Source organism: Photorhabdus akhurstii, assembly GCF_018448925.1.
GTDB classification, from domain to species: domain Bacteria; phylum Pseudomonadota; class Gammaproteobacteria; order Enterobacterales; family Enterobacteriaceae; genus Photorhabdus; species Photorhabdus akhurstii.
In genome coordinates this window covers 58,843-77,847 of sequence record NZ_RCWE01000014.1, presented here as the reverse complement: position 1 = coordinate 77,847, position 19,005 = coordinate 58,843, and the positions used below count along the sequence as shown (strand labels likewise).

Annotated in this window: 15 protein-coding genes; 7 read left to right on the top strand and 8 right to left on the bottom strand. The window is 40.4% G+C overall.

Annotated features, from left to right (window positions below):
* Nucleotides 1-12: 12 nt before the first annotated feature.
* Together rtxC and rtxH are read right to left on the bottom strand one after the other, a co-directional pair.
* On the bottom strand, nucleotides 13-474 hold the full coding sequence (rtxC, locus tag EAE93_RS15525) for an RTX toxin-activating lysine-acyltransferase RtxC (protein ID WP_214040042.1): 462 nt from the start codon (nucleotides 472-474) through the stop codon (nucleotides 13-15).
* A 21-nt stretch (nucleotides 475-495) separates the two neighbouring features.
* Nucleotides 496-846, bottom strand: coding sequence for a protein RtxH (rtxH, locus tag EAE93_RS15520; RefSeq protein ID WP_036776671.1), 351 nt, complete (start codon nucleotides 844-846; stop codon nucleotides 496-498).
* Between the two features lie 324 nt (nucleotides 847-1,170).
* Here rtxH and EAE93_RS15515 point away from each other — a divergent pair, with 324 nt between their 5' ends.
* From EAE93_RS15515 to fur, 7 genes are all read left to right on the top strand, one after another.
* Nucleotides 1,171-3,276, top strand: a complete 2,106-nt coding sequence (locus EAE93_RS15515) for a peptidase domain-containing ABC transporter (protein WP_214040041.1) — start codon at nucleotides 1,171-1,173, stop codon at nucleotides 3,274-3,276.
* Entirely contained in the window at nucleotides 3,269-4,624 is a 1,356-nt protein-coding gene (locus tag EAE93_RS15510; protein ID WP_214040040.1) for an HlyD family type I secretion periplasmic adaptor subunit, read from the top strand. The genes EAE93_RS15515 and EAE93_RS15510 overlap by 8 nt, the downstream gene beginning before the upstream one ends.
* Before the next feature lie 2 nt (nucleotides 4,625-4,626).
* Nucleotides 4,627-6,771, top strand: a complete 2,145-nt coding sequence (locus EAE93_RS15505) for a type I secretion system permease/ATPase (protein WP_214040039.1) — start codon at nucleotides 4,627-4,629, stop codon at nucleotides 6,769-6,771.
* A gap of 190 nt (nucleotides 6,772-6,961) precedes the next feature.
* Entirely contained in the window at nucleotides 6,962-7,930 is a 969-nt protein-coding gene (locus tag EAE93_RS15500; RefSeq protein WP_036776676.1) for a GlxA family transcriptional regulator, read from the top strand.
* A 138-nt stretch (nucleotides 7,931-8,068) separates the two neighbouring features.
* Nucleotides 8,069-8,356 (top strand): LexA regulated protein, encoded by a 288-nt coding sequence (gene ybfE, locus EAE93_RS15495; protein WP_036776802.1) that lies wholly within the window; start codon nucleotides 8,069-8,071, stop codon nucleotides 8,354-8,356.
* 174 nt (nucleotides 8,357-8,530) lie between these two features.
* Complete coding sequence (fldA, locus tag EAE93_RS15490; RefSeq protein ID WP_110086743.1) at nucleotides 8,531-9,061, top strand: flavodoxin FldA; 531 nt, start codon at nucleotides 8,531-8,533, stop codon at nucleotides 9,059-9,061.
* A 365-nt stretch (nucleotides 9,062-9,426) separates the two neighbouring features.
* Nucleotides 9,427-9,873 carry a ferric iron uptake transcriptional regulator gene (gene fur, locus EAE93_RS15485; RefSeq protein ID WP_036776678.1) on the top strand — a complete coding sequence of 149 codons (447 nt, stop codon included), beginning with the start codon at nucleotides 9,427-9,429 and terminating at the stop codon, nucleotides 9,871-9,873.
* A gap of 103 nt (nucleotides 9,874-9,976) precedes the next feature.
* Here fur and EAE93_RS15480 read toward each other — a convergent pair whose 3' ends face one another.
* From EAE93_RS15480 to EAE93_RS15455, 6 genes are all read right to left on the bottom strand, one after another.
* Nucleotides 9,977-10,258 carry a type II toxin-antitoxin system YafQ family toxin gene (locus tag EAE93_RS15480; protein ID WP_214040038.1) on the bottom strand — a complete coding sequence of 94 codons (282 nt, stop codon included), beginning with the start codon at nucleotides 10,256-10,258 and terminating at the stop codon, nucleotides 9,977-9,979.
* The gene (locus EAE93_RS15475) at nucleotides 10,245-10,508 is read right to left on the bottom strand and encodes a type II toxin-antitoxin system RelB/DinJ family antitoxin (RefSeq protein WP_011145648.1); all 264 of its coding nucleotides are present in this window, start codon (nucleotides 10,506-10,508) and stop codon (nucleotides 10,245-10,247) included. The genes EAE93_RS15480 and EAE93_RS15475 overlap by 14 nt, the downstream gene beginning before the upstream one ends.
* Nucleotides 10,509-10,730: 222 nt before the next feature.
* Nucleotides 10,731-13,406 (bottom strand): beta-N-acetylhexosaminidase, encoded by a 2,676-nt coding sequence (locus EAE93_RS15470; protein ID WP_214040037.1) that lies wholly within the window; start codon nucleotides 13,404-13,406, stop codon nucleotides 10,731-10,733.
* A gap of 724 nt (nucleotides 13,407-14,130) precedes the next feature.
* Nucleotides 14,131-14,580, bottom strand: coding sequence for a cupin domain-containing protein (locus EAE93_RS15465; protein ID WP_036776681.1), 450 nt, complete (start codon nucleotides 14,578-14,580; stop codon nucleotides 14,131-14,133).
* Nucleotides 14,581-15,125: 545 nt separating this feature from the next.
* Nucleotides 15,126-16,793 carry an FAD-dependent oxidoreductase gene (locus tag EAE93_RS15460; protein ID WP_214040036.1) on the bottom strand — a complete coding sequence of 556 codons (1,668 nt, stop codon included), beginning with the start codon at nucleotides 16,791-16,793 and terminating at the stop codon, nucleotides 15,126-15,128.
* 1,207 nt (nucleotides 16,794-18,000) lie between these two features.
* Nucleotides 18,001-18,762, bottom strand: coding sequence for a TenA family transcriptional regulator (locus EAE93_RS15455; RefSeq protein ID WP_051560666.1), 762 nt, complete (start codon nucleotides 18,760-18,762; stop codon nucleotides 18,001-18,003).
* Nucleotides 18,763-19,005 lie beyond the last annotated feature (243 nt).

Sequence of the window (19,005 nt, the reverse complement as noted above, 5' to 3'; positions counted from 1 at the left end):
AATCCCTTTAAATTAAACAAAAAACCACTGCACTTGACGAATACAACGGTTGTTTTGGACATCAAGTTTCCCGCGGACAGTACACGCTTTTTGACCTTTCCACGGCAAAAAGACACGACGGCGCAAATCCCTGGCAACTTCACGCCCATGACCAAAAGGCGCAATCATTTCGGGAAAAAAGATATGTGGACCTGAGCGCCAGTCTGTGTGGGTAAGCTCTCTTTCTCCTGAAAGAAGCTCATCTCGATTCTGCTCAGATAAAAAAGCCCAATTACAAAAGGCGATCGGATGCCCGTGTTCATCTTCGTAATAGCAAAACTGATTCAGCTCAAATGCAGGCAAGATACGCTGTTGCCACTCGGACACCAGATATCTCCGATGCAGAGGAGAATGCTGACTCAGCAACATGACTCCTCCAATCATCGTTTGAATTTCTGCGTTATTCAGTTTCACTGGTTGATGTATAATCGCCATGCGCTAATCAACCATGAGATCTTATTTTGTATTTTTAGATGGGCGTTTTTTAGCATTATCAGACTCTTCCGCTACAGATTCTGATGCAATTTGTTCTTCGGCTACTTGTGGAACTGGTAAAAATCCTGCTGCAACCAACTTGTCAAATTCAGCCGCCATCCGTGGATCTTCCAACATATTTTTAACCATCGAAACCATATACATAAATCCCGATGCTGGCATATGGATAACTTGCTTTAATTCAAGTTCATTATCATTTTCTGCCATTATCCCATTCGCCATACGATTTGGCTCTTGACCAACGAAATAAAGAGAAAAAACACCTTTGTTATAATTAACGCTAGAGATAGTTTGTACAAATTTTTCAGACATATTTTTATTTACCAAAAATAAACAATTTTTTAATGAGACTATGCAATGTTCACAACAAGAAAAGCATTCAATTCAGGGATATCCTGAGTTTGTATATCTATAAATACATTAAGCGTAAATGAATCAACAAATAATATAGAGACAAAACTCAAAATCAATATTTATATACAAAAAGTCCTTTTACCCCCCATATATAGTCCCATTTACCCACACTGGTACTGGCAATAAATATAAGATAATAATGCAATACTCAAATACTACACAAATCAACATAATATTTTGTTTTAATTAATATTTTTTGTGAATTTTAAAGATGTTTTTTTCATGAATGAAATTGAGAAATCGACCATAGCATCATTAAGATTAATATTGATGATATGTAATGGAAAAGAAAATATTACTGATATTGATAACTTAAAAAGCTCTGGTTGTTACCATTCCTATATAAAGGATATAGAGAAAAAATTTAACTTATCTCTTTCAAATAAAAATTCCGTAAGCAAAAAGCATCATAACATACCTTTACCCGCAATCTTGTTTGATAATAATGGGCGACCTTTTGTTTTAGCCAAGTCGAATAAAGACAACTCATTAATACAGAGGGTTGATAAAGAAAATCCCGAAATATGGTCCGAAGAAAGGCTAATAAAAGAGTGGAATGGAAAATGGATTAAAATTAAACAGAAACAAGCCAAATTTAACATTAGTTGGTTTATTCCAGAATTCCTGGCACAAAAGAAAAATTTGGGTGAAATACTGCTATTTTCCTTTGTGTTACAGATTCTTGCGTTAATTTCACCTTTAGTTATTCAGGTGGTTATGGATAAGGTCTTAATCCATCAAGCGTTATCGACACTTGATGTATTAGTCTTTGGCTTAATTATTGCCGGCATTATTGAGGTGATTTTACGCGGATTGCGCGAATATCAATACGCACACACTGCCAACCGTATTGATATCAGATTGGGATTAAAATTGGTCCAGCATCTGTTCGGGCTGCCTTTACTCTTTTTTAAATCCCGTCAGGTAGGGGCAATCGTCACACGAGTGCGTGAACTGAATACCGTCAGAGAATTTCTGACTGGTTCAATGTTCACCTTATCTGTCGATCTGTTGTTTATGTTTATTTTCATCTATGTGATGACGCTGTTATCCAGCACACTGACCTGGGTTTTTCTCGCTACTTTCCCTTTTTATGCCATTTTGGCATGGTGGCTGACTCCGCGCATGGAAAAAGCGGTTGAACAACAGTTCACCCATGCAGCAATAAATACCTCTTTTCTGACTGAAACGGTTTCCGGTTCTGAAACCCTAAAAAGTCTGGCTGTAGAGCCAAGATTCGTTCGTCGTTGGGATCGCCAGACTGAGAAGATGGTGGATACCAGTTATGCGGTACAGCAACTGAGTAACCGTTCAAACCATATTGTGATGCTACTACAAAAAGTCACCAATGCTGCGATTCTCTGGTTAGGCGCGTCAGAAGTTTTATCACTGCAAATGACCATTGGTCAGTTGATCGCCTTCAACATGATGGTAAATCACACTTCCCAACCCTTAACCCGACTAGTGGAGCTATGGGGACAATTTATTAGAACGCGAGTCGCCGTCGATAAATTAGGAGATATGTTAAACCTGCCAACCGAACAGCAATCCGGTCAACAACAAATCACGCCGCAAGGAGCGATCTCGTTTAACCATGTTGTCTTTCGCTACCAACCTGATATTCCACCAACGATTAAGGGATTGACTCTCCATATAAGAGCCGGAGAAACCATCGGAATTGTAGGTGCTTCCGGTTCCGGGAAAAGTACGTTGGCGCATTTATTACTCCGCCTTTATACCCCAGAAACAGGCGCGATCACCTTAGATGGGATTCCATTGCAAAATATAAATATTGCAACACTCAGGCAGCAAATTGGCGTGGTTCTGCAAGAAAATTTCTTATTTAACAAAACAGTATATGAGAATATTGCCCAATCAAAACCCGATGCCAATCTGGAAGCCGTCATTAAAGCGGCCAAACTAGCGGGCGCTCATGAATTTATTCTCAAGCTCCCAATGGGATATGACACAACTATCGCAGAAGGCGGGCAATCTTTATCCGGCGGTCAGCGTCAGCGGCTTGCCATTGCCCGGACTATCCTGGCTAACCCCAAAATTCTCATTCTTGATGAAGCCACCAGCGCCCTTGACGATGAATCTCAATCACTCATTCAATCCAATATGGCGGAAATTGCTCAAGGCAGGACGGTTATTACCATCGCACACCGCCTTTCAACTGTACGTCATTGTGATCGCATTATTGTTCTTAAGCAGGGAGAAATTATCGAACAAGGCTCTCACGCTCAATTGCTTAGCCTCGGCAAGCAATATCGAAAGCTCTGGCAATTACAACAGGAATTGAAGCAGGAAGCGCCTCACCATGATTAAGGTTATTCAGAACAAAATTAAAACACGGCGGCGCTCTTGCCCGCGACACTATGAATTTTTACCGACACACCTGGCGTTATCACAGCGTCCGCCCTCGCCGTTCGCTCGTTATACCGCAATCACACTCAGCATCGGTGTCATCATAGCCTTGCTCTGGGCCTATCTGGGCAAGTTGGATGTTCAGGCGACGGCAACCGGCCGTCTGATCGTCTCAGGTCGTTCTCAGATAATTCAAGCTTATGAACAGAGTCGGGTGACAGCTATCCATGTTCAGAATGGACAGCAAGTAACAAAAGACGCCCCACTGCTGACATTGGACACACTCGGTGTTAATCAAGATATCGCTCGGTTACTCAAGCAGATCGAATATCAAGTCCATGAAAAAATTCGTTATCAGGCTTTAACTGCGGAACAGGCGCCAGAAGAACAAGCACTATTTCAAACATTGCCGGTATCTCAACAAGCACAAGTTGTTGAAAATTACTCCCGTGAGAAAAGAGAGTATGAAGCGAACGTAACAAATCTGAAAGCAGAGATGAACGTCAATCTCTCTTCTCAACAATCACGGAAAAGCGATATCAACGCGCTCACTAAACTCCGGCAAAATATTAGCCAGCGTTTAAAAGCGCGCCAGACTCTAAGTCAAAAACAGGTGATCAGCAAAGTTGAATACCTTGAACAGGAAAAAGAGTTTCTGGAAACAGAACGTCTGATTACTCAACAAAATGCAGAACTTAATGTGCTGCAATCGCAATATATCAGCCTGGAAGAGCGCTTAAATAGCCTGAAAACTCAAAAAGAGCGTGAATGGTTTGATAAAAGAAAACAGGCCGAAGTTCAATTGGTTGTCTTAGAGCAAGAGCTGGCAAAAGCTCAAGTGCGAGAACAACTTGAAGTTATTCGTTCTCCCGTAACAGGGACCGTTCAACAACTCAGTGTGCATACACTAGGCGCAGTTTTGCAACCAGCGCAAAACTTAATGGTGATCGTCCCTGATGACAATGTGCAACTGGCAGAGGTGCAAATTCTCAATAAAGATGCCGGATTTGTGCATCCGGGACAACAAGTCACCGTCAAGGTAGACGCTTTCCCCTATACGCGTTACGGCACGATTGATGGCGAACTGTTGAGTATATCCCGAGACTCAACCACCGATGAACAGTTGGGATTAGTCTTCCCGGCTCAAGTAAGCCTCAAAAGCAATAATATCGTCATAGACAATACGCATGTTGACATTACCCCCGGTATGTCAATTGTCGCTGAAATCAAAACTGATCAACGCCGCGTTATCGATTATCTCCTTAGCCCGATCAGAGAGTATCAATCTGAAGCCTTGAGGGAGAAATAATCGTGAACATATTACCGTCTTCTGCTGCCGATTCCGGTAACAACCCCCATAATCAGGCACTGGATTGCATTGTCTATGTGGGGAAACAATTTCATAAATCGGCCACTATCGATCAACTTCAACACAGCTTGGGTTTTGATTCTTTATATCTGAATGACTTACAACTACGCGAAGCCGCCGATGCCATTGGTCTACACAGTAAAATTGAGCAATTAACTGCCAATACAGGGCCAACGTTACCCTTACCGGCACTGATTGAATTGGAACAGCAATGGTGGGTACTGATTGAAGTCAGCCACACTCATGTTACTGTTCTCGATCCTACGACTAAACAAACGCAGTCACTCTCTTTATTTACTGATAATAAAGAGCACGCCTATAAGATTCTGTTGATCGCCGATCAGGAATTAACTAAAAAACATGTCAAATTCGGCCTGGGCTGGTTTTACCCCTCTATTTTTCGCCAAAAAAGTCAGATAAGAGATCTCTTTTTATTTGCCATTGTTCTGCAATTATTTGCGCTGGTCAGCCCGATCCTGTTTGAAAACATCATCGATAAGGTATTGGTAGGACGAAGTTTATCCAGCCTGCATGTATTAGGTATGGCTATGCTCGCTATCGCCCTTGCCGAACCCTTGTATAGCTTTATGCGCAACACCGTGTTTGGGCATATGGCAAGCCAGATAAACTCTGAACTCTCCGGGCGACTGTATCGCCATCTGACAAGCTTGCCACTGCAATATTTTAAGCAACGGCAAACCGGGCAGATTATTGCCAGAGTCAGAGAAATGTCTCAAATCCGCCAGTTTTTGACGGGTTCTACCCTGATGCTGCTGTTAGATCTGATTTTCGTTATCATGTTCATTGGCGTTATGTTTTACTATGCCAAGATATTGACCTGGATCGTTATTGGCTCACTCTTTGTTTATTTCGTATTCTGGCTTATTGCCGGGCCAATTATTCGCCGCAAAGTGGAGGCAGAATATGAAACCGATGCGAATGCAACGAGCTTTCTGACCGAAGCTGTAACAGGCATTGAAACCATCAAAACCACCGCGACTGAAAATCGTTTTTTACATCAGTGGCAACGCATTCTCAGCCAACAATTAACTAAAAGCTTTGCGGCACGGAAAAGCGGTTTAATTGCCGGGCAAGGCATCGATTTTGTCCAAAAATTTACCGCCGCAATCCTTTTATGGTGGGGAGTGACAGAAGTTTTACGTGGTGAACTGACGCCGGGACAACTTATCGCTTTTAATATGCTGGCCGGACATGTCACCCAACCTATCCTCCGGCTGGCACAGGTTTGGCAAGATTTTCAGCATACGTTAATCGCTCTGAAACGTGTGGGGGATATTCTTGATGAACCAATGGAGAACAGTAAGCAAGGATTAGCTTCTGTACCTGAGCTGGCAGGTCAAATTGAATTCAGAAACATTCGTTTCCGCTATCATGACGACACACCGGAGGTTCTGGCAAATTTATCGTTGTCAATAAAATCTGGTCAATTTATTGGTATAACCGGACCATCGGGTTCAGGTAAAAGTACGCTCGCCCGTTTACTACAAAGGCTATATGTACCTCAACATGGACAAGTGCTAATTGATGGGATGGATCTGGCTATTGCCGATCCGGTCTCTTTACGCCGCAATATGAGTGTTGTGCTCCAGGAAAGTATCCTCTTTTCCGGCAGCATCATCGATAACATCCGACTATGTAAACCCAACGCCACTGATGCAGAAGTCTATCGCGCGGCTGAGTTATCTGGCGCCATTGAATTTATCCAATCGCTTCCTCACGGTTTTGCTCATCCGGTCGGGGAGAAAGGGGCAAATCTCTCTGGTGGTCAAAGGCAGCGCATCGCATTAGCAAGAGCCCTCTTGGTCAACCCGACTATTCTGATCCTCGATGAAGCCACCTCAGCATTAGATTATGAATCTGAAGCCGCAATCATGGCAAATATGGATGAAATATGCCGTAACAGAACGGTTATTAGCATTGCTCACCGGCTCAACACAATTCGCCATGCCGACAAAATTTGTGTGTTAGATCAAGGGCAAATCGTCGAATTTGACTCACATGATCAACTACTTCAACAAGGCGGTTTATACGCCCATTTATGGCACCAACAAATTGGTGAAAGTTGAATTGACATTCAGCTTAATTTCTTAAGAAGAGGAAGCATAAATTTTGACTCGAAATGTGTCTATTTTTGTTTATTTGATTAATAAATTAACAAAATGTAAATAAATTATTTAAATTGTAACGTTCAGTTATTAATATGTTAGATAAATTAAATATCTTTATACATCTTAACTTTTAAGTTGGAGAACTCTTATGGATAGGAATCCAGTTTCGTTAAGCGCTTTGGCATTTTCAGGAGGATCTCTAACTTCGATTACCGGCCCGATAGAAATTTTAACCACCGCCGCTCACTTAGCCGGAGCACCGGAACCAGAAATCAATATCATTACCCAAGATAATCAAGATGTTATCGGGCTAGGCGGTGTTCGGCTAAAGCCCAATAAACTCATAGGAGAAATTAAACAAACAGATATTGTCTTGGTGGGGGCAATCGGACTCCCCTATAACGATCTCAACTCTTGCACGCAAGAAACCTTAGATTGGCTGCAAATGATGGAACAAAAAAATATCCCTATCGTCTCTATTTGCTCCGGTTCATTTATCCTGGCTAAAGCTAATTTACTCAATAACCGTAAAGCCACCACCCACTGGCTGTTTACCAACTTATTTAAGGATATGTTTCCACAAGTACAGTTACACTCGGAAATAAAAGTCACCAGAGATAACAATATCTTTTGTACTTCTGGCACCTATGAATACAACGATGTCATGATGCACATTGTTGAGCAGATATATGGTCAAAATACCCGGGAAACCTGTAGTCAGCTTATATTTGGCGATATGGAAGGTCTCCCTTCGCACACTCTGGCAAGTTTTGTCCCCTATCGCCAACATTCAGATACATTAATCCACAAACTACAAGACTGGATGCATTCTGCCCCATCGGACCGATTATCAGTTGGTAATTTGGCCGATAAAATTCATCTGTGTGAAAGACAGATGAAGCGGCGTTTTAAGACTGCAACCGGCCAGACGCCTATTCAATATATCCAACAGATTCGATTATCTCTGGCGAAATGCCGGTTAGAAAAATCGAATAAGACCATAGAAGAGATCAGCCATGAAGTTGGCTATGAAGATACTCGTTATTTCAGAGAGTTATTCAAGAAACTTAATGGGTTAACACCAGTAGAGTACCGTAGAAAATACCAGCACCGCTAAAACGGAAACTCAATCACAATCCTTTACGGATAAGCAATGACGCCGCTTTTATCTTTGTCAGGCAGTAGCGATACACTAGAAGCTGGGGTATCATGGCGTGCTATATTTTATGGTATACGCCCTTTATTAATTGAATTTATGGCAAAAGAACAAATGGATCGCACCACTCTGGATTTGTTCGCAAATGAACGCAGACCGGGGCGCCCAAAAACCAACCCACTTTCCAGGGATGAACAACTCAGAGTCAACAAACGTAACCAACTTCGCCGTGATAAGGTGCGCGGTCTGCGTCGTGTGGAACTGAAAATAAATGCTGATGCAGTAGATGCGCTTAACTTTCTTGCACAGCAACGCAACATCAGCCGCAGTGAACTCATCGAGCAAATTTTGCTGGCCCAGTTAGCAGAAAGCAACATCGCGACTTGATAGCATTGAAGGCACGAAATCACACAAACTTGACAGAATTGTCCTGACTGTTTAGTCAAAATAGGATTTTGTTTTTTTATTAATACAATCAGTACCTTTTTCACTGATTTTTAACATTTTATACGTATATCTCATACAGAAATACACAAATAAAACAAGAGGTTATATTATCCTATGGCAATTATAGGTATATTTTTCGGCAGCGATACCGGCAACACAGAAAATATTGCCAAAAAGATCCAAAAAATTCTGGGTTCCGACATTGCAGAAGTCCATGATATTGCCAAAAGCAGCAAAGAAGATATCGAACAGTTCGATATTCTGCTATTCGGCATTCCTACCTGGTACTACGGCGAAGCGCAGTGCGACTGGGATGATTTCTTCCCTACTCTGGAAGAGATCGATTTTGAAGGGAAGTTGGTCGCTCTTTTTGGTTGTGGCGATCAGGAAGATTACGCGGAATATTTCTGTGATGCTATGGGAACTATCCGTGACATCATTGAACCCCGCGGCGCCATTATTGTTGGTCATTGGCCAACTGAGGGCTATCACTTCGAAGAATCAAAAGGTCTGGCTGATGATAACCATTTTATCGGGCTTGCTATTGATGAAGACCGCCAACCAGAATTAACAGAAGAGCGTGTTAATGCCTGGACCAAGCAGATCTACGAAGAGCTGAGTTTGTCAGAAATTCTTGCAGGATAGCGGCCTATCCCATTAAGCGCAATTGGTGCAGGCTATTTCTTATCAATAGTGAACCCACGGTAGGTGAGAAGTGACTCGCTTCACTCGCCCTGTGGGATCGCGTTCAAAGGCTATTGCTTTTATTAGAACACTGCTTAAATCCGCTTTTTATTACGAAGAATGGCAAAAAATATCCTAAACACGATAAATAGTAAGGTTATTCCTGCCTTTTATAAATGATTATTCTGGCAAAATGTGTAATGAAAGTTCAGGTTAACGTGGTTTTCATTTTCACTAGCCATGCCTATAATCATAATCTGATAACTAACTGGTACTTTTTGAAGTATCGCTAAGTTCACTTTACTGAGTAACAGGACTGAATCCGCATGACCGACAACAACAAAGCATTAAAAGATGCTGGACTTAAAGTTACACTTCCTCGATTGAAAATACTGGAAGTGTTACAGGAGCCTGAATACCACCATGTCAGTGCGGAAGATCTCTACAAAAAACTGATTGATAACGGTGAAGAGATTGGACTTGCTACTGTCTACCGCGTGTTGAATCAGTTTGATGATGCCGGAATTGTCACCCGTCACAACTTTGAGGGCGGCAAATCGGTTTTTGAACTCACTCAACAACACCACCACGACCATTTAATCTGCCTGGACTGTGGTAAAGTCATTGAATTCAGTGACAAATATATTGAAAGACGCCAGAAGAACATTGCTGAGCGTTATGGGATTAAACTTTCAAACCACAGCCTTTATTTATATGGTCACTGCTCCGCCGGTAATTGCCGCGAAGATAGTAGCGCACATGACGAGAAGTGATTCACGCCTGAACCGCTAATTTTTTATCTACCTAGAGGGGAACCCGCCAGGGTTCCCCAAAAGGGGCTATATTTCAAGCTGATTCAGGTCTGTCAAAGATGAGCTATAAGCCAAGCTCTGAGTGAGAGCCAAGACGGACAAGGCACAATGTGTCCGCATCGGGTTTCTGATAAATCAGTATCAAGTCAGGCTTGATATGACAATCTCGAAAATCCTTCCAATCACCAGAAAGAGCATGATCGCAATATTTCGGCTCTAGCAAACTATCAGAAGCCAATAATTCAGTCACCAGCATCAGTACGTCATCAAGAACTTCACGATGCCGACCTTTCTTTTCTCTCTTGTAATCTCGCTTAAATTGGCTTGCGTAGTCAATCGTCCGCATTAAGATCGGCCATTAAATCTTTTACAGTGGAAAATGATTTACCGCAACCTTTGCGAGCTTCTTTCATTGCAGCTATTGTTGTCTCATTTGGTACCAACGGCTCAAAAGGTAACACTTTTTCTCTTGCTACCCGCGTTAACATCATGCGAACGGCATCTGATACAGTCAAACCCATAGCAGCCAGAACGGCAGCCGCCTCTGTCTTAATCTCTCCATCTATACGGGTTTGTACTAATTGGTTTGTAGCCATATAAGATCTCTCATTGAATTACATTGTAATGCAACTGTAATTCAATGAGTGTCTATAATCAACTTTCGCTCAATACATGAAGAGGTAATTGAGTTTCATCTATTGAAAAATTTTTACATAACTAACGTCATAGATATAACTGTAGTTTATCCAATTTACCCATTTTCCTCTGAATCTGTAGATTGAGGAACCCATCAGGGTTCCCCTCTTGCTACAACATTATCATGCCTTTACGTTATCAATTCGGCTGTAACGTTTACCATCCGGGCTGACAGAACGGATTAACACATCACCTCTCACTCTTGGGCGTTTATGGTTGTTATAAACTTCCCAGTTACGACCGCCATCAGTCGAATACTGAATGACCAATCCAGGCAGAGCAACATTAGCCCGCAAAATGCCACGTTTTACCTTAGCCCCCGGAACCGGTAGACGGTAAGCAATACCTGCTTTATCCAGTTTACTCAGTTCACGTTGCCCTATCAGATTAGCGAACCTGGCCCAGTCACGATTAAGCGCATCTATATCGACTTTATACGTTTCTCCCCGCTTATATGTCTGACCCGGAACATAATCCAGCTCCCAACCGGCCCGGTGCCATGCTCGTTCTGCCAGCGGCAACAAGCGCGGATAAATCATATATTCCATCTGCTCATCAGTACGAACCGTTTCACTCCATCCTTGACCTGAAAGCCCATAAGCGCCCGGCCACGGTTTATCACTTTTCGCACGGAATGCATTACCATCACGGTCAACGGAAGTTTCAGCATTTTGTGGCATGTTATTAGGCGCAAAACTAAAGATCTTAGCTTCATCGTTAAAACGGGCCGCCCAATAATAGCCACGCTCCTGTGGATGAACTTCATATGGCATATCCAGATAAATATAATCTGGATTAGATATCACCACTTCATAGCCCTTATTTGCCCAATCATTGACTGAATCAAAACCGCCATCGTAGAGAGTATCCCAGAAATTCACTCCAACACGTTTAGTGGCAAACTCTTTAGCACTGCCGGCATGTTTTAAACCATCCTGCCACGCCTGCATCCTCTCGATACCATTAGCGTTCACAATTTTGCTTACTTCAATTGCGAAATAACTGGCAATATGATCAATATCTTTCACAACACCCTGTTCTATCAACTTCTGACAAACCTGAGATTTAGACCACGGTTTATCTTCCGCACTTTTATCGATGATGCCCTTACCCGGTACGATAGGACCATTTTTATCCTGGAATCCGTCTCCCAAACGGATATTCTTCGCCTCATCTCCGCCGAAATGCCAGGTCTCCAATGGTGAGCCAGCAGCTTTATGCATAGCGGCAATTTCACCTATGACTTTCTCAACAAACCGTTTTGAAGAATCCATACACGGATTTAAATAACTGCGACGATCATAGAGCTGAACAGAGGTTGCTCTGGTGGTATCCGCTGGGTCCAGCAAACGATACTCATTCGCTCCTTTCACATTCCCCTGAGCGATCAATTTCTTATAACGGGCTTCCATAGAAACAACGGCGGCACGAGCATGGGCTGGCATATCAATTTCAGGAATAACATCGATATAACGCGCTTTGGCATATTTCAGAATATCAATATAGTCTTGACGACTGAAATACCCGCTGCCCATGTTGTTGTTATCAGGACCTGAACCCAGTTGTGGCAACAAACATTGAGTTTCACTTAAATCATGACACCGCTGGCTGCCGACTTCCGTCAACTCAGGTAATCCAGGAATTTCCAAACGCCAACCTTCATCATCAGTCAGATGAATATGGAATTTATTCAACTTGTAACTTGCCATTTGGTCAAGCAAACGCAGAACAGCCTGTTTACTGTGAAAATTACGCCCTACATCAAGGAGAACCCCACGATATTCAAAGCGGGGGGCATCTTTTGCCGCCAAAGTAGCAATCTTCCTATCGCCATCAACAGGAATTAATGACAACAGAGATTGAAGGCCGTAAAACACCCCAGATTGGTCAAAAGCAACAATTTGAGCCCCATTCTGGGTAATATTCAGACGGTAAGCCCCTTTAACCTGCCAATCACCAGTAAAATCTGAAGAGACAATTTGGGTCGCAACGGGATAACCACTATTCTCTAATTTAATTCCTTGATCAGTAAAACGTTTTCTGACAAGAATAACTGCCTCGTCATTTAAACCACCTAATTCCAGTCTCACTCCGCCAGATAAATCAACATCCTCGGTAAAAATCTGAACCTCTTTTGGTGTCGGGATAATTTGCCCACGCAATTTTTCTGATCCAACCTTTTTGACCTGCAAGTTTTTCATATAACGATTTTCAGGCGTCATCAGAATATTGTTATCTGTCTGCGTGCGTTTCCACTGATCGCCGGTAAAAGCAGATAAAAATTGGCTCAGATCTTCTGTATCCGTATTAACAAGTACTTTAGGTTTCGCGTCACCCGACGTTGCATACCAGCGGGGCAGAAAATCAGTACTGTAAATCTGCCAGTATTCTCCAATAAGCGGCAGTTTTACCTGCTCATTAACTTTAATGCCGGTGAATTTTTCGGTTGGCTCCAGTCTATGTAAATCGCCCGTGATACGTGTGATTTTGAACTGTTCATTATCCACACTCAGAACCTGGCGGATACTGTGGAAATAAATCGCCCAGTCAGAAGAGTCAATCGCCTGACTACCATTGGTTAAAGTAATATCCACTCGATTACATTTAGCCCAATCTGCCCCCAGTACCGCACAGTTAACGCCGTGATCTCCCGCCTGATTATCAACAACCTTATAATTAACTTTTAATTGACTCAGTGCATCAACCACTTGTTGAGCTGTTTGGGAAGCATATACAGAGCCTATAAGTCCAACTGTTGCAGTCAGTGCTGCTAATGTATGCAATTTAAATTTCTTCATTATTACCTCTTTCAAACACAAAAGTTATGTAAGGTAAGCCGCTGCTCAGAAACACTAAGAGCAACAACAACGAGCCATGAGAAGACAATAAATGACTTGATGACGTTGAATTTAATCTCTTTCTCACTTTGGAAAAATAAATGCCAATCTTGCACATATGTAACCATAAAATTACTGCTAAAAATGTAAATCGATTTATAAAATAAAAAACCTTACATTAAGAAAGAAAATTAAAATCACTTAATCAACATCTATAAAGACTATTTTTCACATCATGAATTATCAATGAAAAAAAAGAAATTTTTTGTAAAACATGACAGAGAACACATTACAAAGAAACACGAGGTAAGTTATATACATCATTGATATAAAAATAAAAAATAATACAAAATCGAAAGATTAACAATATGAAAAACGTACTAAAAAATAGATTGATTAATACATCTATTTTCCAACTAAAATAGATGTAAAATTATTTATCAATGATAATATTTAAAAAAATAAACTATCAGTTGTGATTTTTTATATTATAGACAATAGTTAAACAATCCGGATTCAATTTAATAAAAACTCAGTAATTGAGGTGAAATCCCTATTTTTCTCAGAATTAAATTAGAGAAAATTAATACATATAAAATACCGGGATATTGCTAATAAGCTTTTATCCCGGTTAAATCATTATCTGTTTTTAAGTACAATCTATACAACCTATATTTACTTGAATTTAAAGCTCTTCACGAACAGCAAGACCTAAGTTTTGCAACATTGGCGCATTTTCACATGCAATATAGAATACTTCATCAATAGCACTACTGTTAACATGTTGATGCCATGCCCACACAGGCACATATATCGCATCACCGGCTTTCCATGAAACATGTTGTTCACCAATGAGTGAATACCCTTCACCATCAACAATATATATTATGGTTTCATAACTGTGTCTATGTTTACGGGTTGATTGTCCAGGTTGTAATCCTCCCAGAGTCATACTGAGAACTTTACTGGGTAAATTAACCATAGCCACTTTATGGCGCCTTTCATTTGAGAAACTCAAATCTTGACTCAATTCAGAATTCAATACATCTTCATGAATCAATTTAGCAGGCTTATCTTCAATTAATTCTCCGGGAACTTTGCCAAAGTCTCCAGATGAGAAAAACGTTTCTTTCACTATAATTACCTCCAATATTGTAGTTTATTGTAAAATTTGCATTCTGAAATAACACCCAAAATATTTCATCTTACAAATATCTTAGGCACCATTTCTGCCTATGCTCCCTAATTATCCTGGCAATACCATGTTATATATCCGTTATCTTTCAAGTTGCCTCTTTGTTGGCTGCACTCGCTCACCCCAGTCACATAGTTATCTATGCTCCCGGGGATTCACTCCCTTGCCGTCGCGATGCATCTTGAAATCTTTAGGGTATATATCTATTAGTTCTGACAAAAGTGCAAGAGATTCCATCAAAATTACCGATAAATATTTTTAATAAAATTAACTATATTATTCTGCGTAATAACAGTGATGGTTGAACTATATTATCGTTCTATACACCCAACCACCCGTTCCACAGGCGCACCTCTCTTAATACGCTAACACCAAACCCCAATGATATTTCGATTGTTCGCTAATTTTTTATATGCACACCAAATAACCATCAATGCTTTGCTATGACAATTATATTAGTCCTATCGACATTACCAGAAGATCCGTTACCTGCCGACAATTTTATCCAATATTGAACCTATATTGTCAGGAACCTTATCACCTCTCCAAGCAATATATTGGTCAGGGCGCACTAATAGGAGCCTGGTTTGATATAATTGCCAAGCATCATGACCGGGAAGATCAACAATCTTGACCGGAATCTTACGTTGATATGCTTGAGCTAATAATTCAGATATATCTGGAAAATGAGATCCTATCCGCAGCAAACTAAATCCGGTACCTAAAATATCGAACAGAGATACCCTGACGCCAGGAATAGGTGTAAGCCATAAGTGCGGCAATCTCCCTCCAGGTACACTACTTGGTTTATAATTAAGCCAATCATCATCCGGTACTGGATCGCTATTAATAATATGAGGAGAACTATCATATCGGGCGCCAAGTTCAACACCGATAGAAGTAAATTGACAGCGAAAATTACTCAGCTCAATACCAATTTTTTCACGCGCCAAATCACCCGCAGAATCCGCATCTTCCAGATTCTCAGGCACATATAGTGATGCTGTCTGCCGGGTATAAGAGCGTGCAGCGGCAGTATTTCTCAATGCAATTGGGCGACGCTCGCTTTCATAAGAATCCATTAGCGCATTGCCCGCCCAACCATTTATAGACGCAACAATTTTCCAGGCTAAATTGCTAGCATCGTCGATCCCCGTATGCATGCCAAAACCACCAGTAGGCGAAAATAAGTGAATAGAATCGCCTGCTAAATATACCCTACCCTCAGAATATTTATTAGCAACGAGAGCAACACCACCTTTCCATATCGTATTGCCAAGGACTAATATCTCAACATCTGAACCGATTCCTGCCTGCGCTATGCGAATAACTTCCGAATCATCGATAACTTTCCCATCTTTACTTTGGGTCACAAATAAAAAATCATCTTCACCGTCTAAGCAGATAAATAACATATGCTTCCCAGGTGAGATAATATGGTACATCAAGGATTTTTTGTCTCGTAATAATCCTTGATGAATTCCTGGAACACGGATATAGCTGGAAACCATTCCACCTGTTAGAAAACCTGCCTTAGCTTCAACTGTTCCTTCGTATGCGATACCAAGCTTAGATCGAACAAAGCTCTGCCCGCCATCGCACCCAACCATATATGCCGCCTGCCAGACTTCATTAGCATATTTTCCATCAACATGCTCCGCATAAAGTTTTACTTTGTCTTGATACTGGATAAAATCTTTAACACGCCAACCATATCTTATTGTAATATTCGGACAACTCCTTGCATGTTGTAACAAAAACCGTTCAGCATACATTTGATTTACACGTAATATGGGCTCTGGTACCTGATCTGTCGAAGCCGCATTGTCGCGCATAGCCATTTTCTGCATTTCCGACGGTAAGGAGATCCGTGCAAGTTCCCACCCATTAAACTTGGTAAAATATGACGAATCCAAAGGGAACTCTTTTGGCAATCCTAATGACCGAATAGACTGAGATATACCTACACGACGATAATGCTCCATAATACGGGCACTATGGGTAGTGCCTTTAGGTTGCCATCGAGTTTCTTCCTCCAAATTAAAGATAACGGAACGAACACCATATAAATCTAGGAATAAAGCCAACATCAGGCCAACGGGACCACCACCAACAATGGCAACAGGTGATACAGAAATATTTTCCGAAGTCAAAATATATTCTCCTTAATAAGGATTTATAGCAATAAACATTTCAGGCCAAAGATATCAATTAAAAATTTTTGTATGTTTTTGAATTATCGTCTTTTCTTCTCTCTTCATATAGAAAAATAGTTATAATCATGCTTTATGAATTATTCATTAAACATTATTTTATTTCCCTAACAGCTAGCCCCCACAAGCCTCTTTCCCTATCAATTGAGATACTTACTTTGTTACTTTCTTAAGAAAACATTTATATGTTATATCTTCTGGATTGTTAAGCGTATAATCAGTTTCCTCTCGAAAAAAGTCACTTTCAAGAATAAACGGAAGATTATAATTCAAAAAAATAGCATCAAAGTTTTCACTATTTTCTAATATTTCATATATATTGCCATTTCTCACAGAAACGAATTATGTCGCATTATACTAAACAAGGTATAGTTCATCGTTTCTTCAATATCATAAGCAACAAATGGACAATATTCCTCTAATGCTATCATGGCAACAATAACTCTTACGCTGTAACCTAATTCCAAAAAAGAGGCAGCTTAAATTCTTAGTAAAAATACCGGTGGGCTGAAAATGAGTTGGTGGGAACACATCTTTGTGAATGTTAAAGAACCGCTCCATACGTTCAAACTCAGAAACATCGGGAGATTCAACAAGAATCAATTTTTCTTACAACTTTGATAATAGCATTCTCATGAAAAACTCAATTCATAATATATTACCTTACTTATAATCAATTCTAATTACTAGATATGTAATTAGCGGTTTTTAGAATCCTATATGAAACTTTTTTATTTCTTTAATATTTATCAAGAATTTTAGCAGAAATACTCCTTAACTTATGTTTCAGAACTTTACTTATCGTCCTCGTAGGAATTTTGATCAAAGCTATTCACAACAACCACACATTCTCTAATATAGTATTTCTTCTCAGACTTTTCCAATATTAGTTACATAATTTGTTGTCCAACAATATTTACATTTAAAGTTAACTTTCCATTCAATAGAATAGTCAATGATTAATTTCTTTTTTTATTTTTGATATCATATGAATTCAACCCAATAATTATTACGTTATATATGATCGCAAACGTTTGTATTGTTTCTTTCACCATAAATATATCTATCAACACTTTATGCTGATATTTCACCACTAGAAACCATATCAAGTACTTTTGCTGCACATGTCATTATGACGCAAAGTATCTCAATCACATTCGGATAAAAGCGTTACATCTGTATTTACCCCAATATTGCTTTGATATAGTTCATTAAGCATCGCAATGCGAAAACGCACCATTTCTTCACCCACTGCAATAACATCCACCCTCCGGTAAGGTTTCTCCTCAATCATCCGATCAATAATTTTCCTCATCGCAATGGCATGATCTTCATCTTCTTCAACATGGATTCTAAAGAAATGCAATGCATCATCAGGTGCCTTTATGAATTGCAAAGCATCCAAAATTGGGCCATAAACCAAAGGTACAATCGCCTCAGCTCCTAAACACAGTGCCGCAAGCCCTCTTAGAGAATCATCACTGCGGCAGTGGCGAAACATAGCATCAATCAGTTGCTGAGTGCTGTTAAGAATCGGATCACTTTTAGGAACAGCGTTAATAGCTGCCATCGCCTTTTTATATAACTCTGCATGAGATATCTTTGCAGCATCGGTTCCTGTTAGCTCTTCCAACAAATTGTGAGAAAGCAACACAAAATCTTTTTGGTCTGCTAAACCTCCCATCAATGAACAGAGATAGCGGGTAAAATATTGTGAATAATGATGGTGCTGGATCATAAATTTTCTTAATAAATTCTGCTCCACCTGTCCAGAGCGGCAAGCGACCAGAAATATATTTGAATTAAGCTCCTCCAATAACTCTTTAGAGAAAACGTCTTCCCATAGTGGAGATAAAAAATAACCGGTTTCTTTTCTAAGTTTGTTTTGAGTGTTGATAGCGAGTTCCATAATAAACCCTTTTAGTAACATTCAACCGATGAAATAGATGATATATAGGCTCTTCTCAAGCCAAAAATAGTCGTTCTATGTTTATGCAATCCTATCAGTCTGTTAGCACAGATTGCCGCAATACCGTAGGTAAGAATATAGATGTTAATGGCCAAACTCAGCTCTACTGTGCTCCCATTACGCACGGTATTCAAAGGAATGACCACGGTCATAAGACAAGACGAGTGAAATTTTATTTACACT

Excerpts from the sequence above, each read along its gene's own strand:
- EAE93_RS15480 (WP_214040038.1), bottom strand. The coding sequence starts at position 10,258 with ATGCGGACGATTGACTACGCAAGCCAATTTAAGCGAGATTACAAGAGA.
- fldA (WP_110086743.1), top strand. The coding sequence starts at position 8,531 with ATGGCAATTATAGGTATATTTTTCGGCAGCGATACCGGCAACACAGAA.
- EAE93_RS15455 (WP_051560666.1), bottom strand. The coding sequence starts at position 18,762 with ATGGAACTCGCTATCAACACTCAAAACAAACTTAGAAAAGAAACCGGT.
- fur (WP_036776678.1), top strand. The coding sequence starts at position 9,427 with ATGACCGACAACAACAAAGCATTAAAAGATGCTGGACTTAAAGTTACA.
- EAE93_RS15510 (WP_214040040.1), top strand. The coding sequence starts at position 3,269 with ATGATTAAGGTTATTCAGAACAAAATTAAAACACGGCGGCGCTCTTGC.
- ybfE (WP_036776802.1), top strand. The coding sequence starts at position 8,069 with ATGGCAAAAGAACAAATGGATCGCACCACTCTGGATTTGTTCGCAAAT.
- EAE93_RS15515 (WP_214040041.1), top strand. The coding sequence starts at position 1,171 with ATGAATGAAATTGAGAAATCGACCATAGCATCATTAAGATTAATATTG.
- rtxC (WP_214040042.1), bottom strand. The coding sequence starts at position 474 with ATGGCGATTATACATCAACCAGTGAAACTGAATAACGCAGAAATTCAA.
- EAE93_RS15475 (WP_011145648.1), bottom strand. The coding sequence starts at position 10,508 with ATGGCTACAAACCAATTAGTACAAACCCGTATAGATGGAGAGATTAAG.
- EAE93_RS15500 (WP_036776676.1), top strand. The coding sequence starts at position 6,962 with ATGGATAGGAATCCAGTTTCGTTAAGCGCTTTGGCATTTTCAGGAGGA.
- rtxH (WP_036776671.1), bottom strand. The coding sequence starts at position 846 with ATGTCTGAAAAATTTGTACAAACTATCTCTAGCGTTAATTATAACAAA.
- EAE93_RS15470 (WP_214040037.1), bottom strand. The coding sequence starts at position 13,406 with ATGAAGAAATTTAAATTGCATACATTAGCAGCACTGACTGCAACAGTT.